1 protein-coding gene is annotated in these 2,329 nt (G+C 68.2%); it reads left to right on the top strand.

The annotated features are described in order from the left end of the window. A partial coding sequence (locus tag DPV74_RS40860) for a TonB-dependent siderophore receptor (protein WP_119339250.1) occupies positions 1-2,165 on the top strand: 2,165 nt, incomplete at its 5' end. Positions 2,166-2,329 lie beyond the last annotated feature (164 nt).

Consider the following 2,329-nt stretch of genomic DNA (forward strand, 5'->3'; position numbering starts at 1 on the left):
TGGCAGGCACGGGGCTCGTCGCGTTGCGGCAGCCCGGCGGCGGCTACACGCTGAAGCGCGCGGACGGCACGGTCGCACGACCCGTGGCGGCCGGCGTGGCCGCGGGCGCCGAGTTGCCGGCGATCACGGTGCGCGACAGCGCGCTGCGCGCCGAAAGCTATCGCGCGCCGAAGGAGGCGGGCGTGCTGCGTTCCGACATCCCGCTGCTCGACACCGCGCAGGCCGTCAACATCGTGCCGGCGCAGGTGCTGCGCGACCAGCGTCCGCGCAATCTGGACGACGCGCTCGGCAACGTCAGCGGCATCACGCAGGGCAACACGCTCGCGGGCACGCAGGACACAATCATGAAGCGCGGCTTCGGCGGCAATCGCGACGGCTCGGTCATGCAGAACGGGATGCCGCTCGTGCAGGGGCGCGCGTTCAACGCGGCGGTCGACAGCGTCGAGGTGCTGAAGGGGCCGACGTCGCTGCTGTACGGGCTGATGGACCCGGGCGGCGTGGTCAACGTCGTCACGAAACAGCCGCAGCTCGTGCGCTACAACGCGATCTCGCTCGGCGCGTCGACGTTCGGGCACGGCAAGAACGGCGGCAGCGCGACCTTCGATTCGACGGGGCCGCTCGGCGATTCGCGGCTCGCGTACCGGCTGATCGTCGATCAATCGAACGAGCAGTACTGGCGCAACTTCGGCGAATACCGGCAGACCTTCGTCGCCCCGTCGCTCGCGTGGTACGGCCGCGATACGCAGGTCGTGGTGTCCTACCAGTACCGGACCTTCCATTCGCCGTTCGATCGCGGCACGGCGCTCGACCCGCGTACCAACGCGCCGCTCGACATTCCCGCGCGGCGGCGCCTCGACGAGCCGTTCAACAACATGGACGGCGAATCGCACCTCGCGCAGCTGAGCGTCGATCACCAGTTCAACGCGGACTGGAGCGCGCATCTCGGCTACAGCTACAACCGCGAGACCTACGACGCGAACCAGTTGCGCACGACGGGCGTCGATCCGGTGAAGGGCACGCTGTCGCGCAGCAACGATGCGACGCACGGCTCGCTCAGCACCGACAGCTACGGAATCGGCTACGTGAACGGCAAGCTGGTGCTCGGCGGGATGCGGCACGACGTGCAGGTCGGCTTCGATACCGAATACCGTCGCATCTACCGCAAGGACATGCTGCGGCAGGCCGTGAAGACGCCGTTCAGCTATGTCGATCCCGTCTACGGGCTGCTGCCGCCGTCGAGCACGGTGTCCGCGAGCGACAGCGACCAGACCGACACGCTGCACGATGCGTCCGCGTTCGTGCAGGACACGATCCACCTGACCGACAAGTGGATCGTGTCGGGCGGGCTGCGCTACATCACGTACAACCAGGTCGCGGGGCGCGGCAGGCCGTTCACCGCGAACACCGATCTCAGCGGCTCGAAGTGGCTGCCGCGCGCGGGCGTCGTCTACAAGTGGACCGATACGTTCTCGCTGTACGGCAGCTATTCGCAGTCGCTGAAGCCGTCCTCGTCGATCGCGCCGATGACGGGCTACATCATTGACGGCGCGACGCCGCCCGAGGAAGCGACCGCGTGGGAAGTGGGCGGCAAGCTCGACCTGCCGGGCGGGATGACGGGCACGCTGGCACTCTTCAACATCGACAAGAAGAACGTGCTCGTGTCGCAATACAACGACGCGACCAAGCTGACCGACTGGCGCACGTCGGGCAAGGCGCGCTCGCGCGGGATCGAGCTCGACGTGTCGGGCCGGATCGGCGAGCGCGTGAACGTGATCGCGAGCTACGCGTACATCGACGCGAAGACGACCGAGGATCCGCTTTACGCGGGCAACCAGCTGTGGAACGTCGCGCGCCATACGGCGTCGCTCGCGGCCGTCTACGATGTCGGCACGCTGGCCGGCGGCGACGACCTGCGCGTCGGCGCGGACGTGCGCTACGTCGGCGCGCGGCCCGGCGATTCGGCGAACAGCTTCACGCTGCCGTCGTACGTGCTCGCCGACGCGTTCGCGACCTACGACACGCGGATCGGCAAGCAGAAGCTGTCGTTCCAGCTCAACGTGAAGAACCTCTTCAACCGCACCTATTACCCGTCGAGCGCGAACCGCTATTTCGTTGCGATCGGCGATGCGCGACAGGTGTCGCTGCTCACCACGCTGCAGTTCTGACCACGCAATCGCCGCGCGGCCGTCACGGCGGCGCGCGGCTTCGGAGAAGATCCAGATGAACCGGAACATGAAGGCCGGCGCCGTGCGCGCCATTGCCGCTGGTGCCGCCGGTGCGCGGCGCCGCGCCTTGCGCGCGATCGCGGCCTCGGTGCTCGCGATCGGCG

Source organism: Burkholderia sp. HAN2018 (genome assembly GCF_024704855.1).
Lineage (GTDB): Bacteria > Pseudomonadota > Gammaproteobacteria > Burkholderiales > Burkholderiaceae > Burkholderia > Burkholderia cepacia.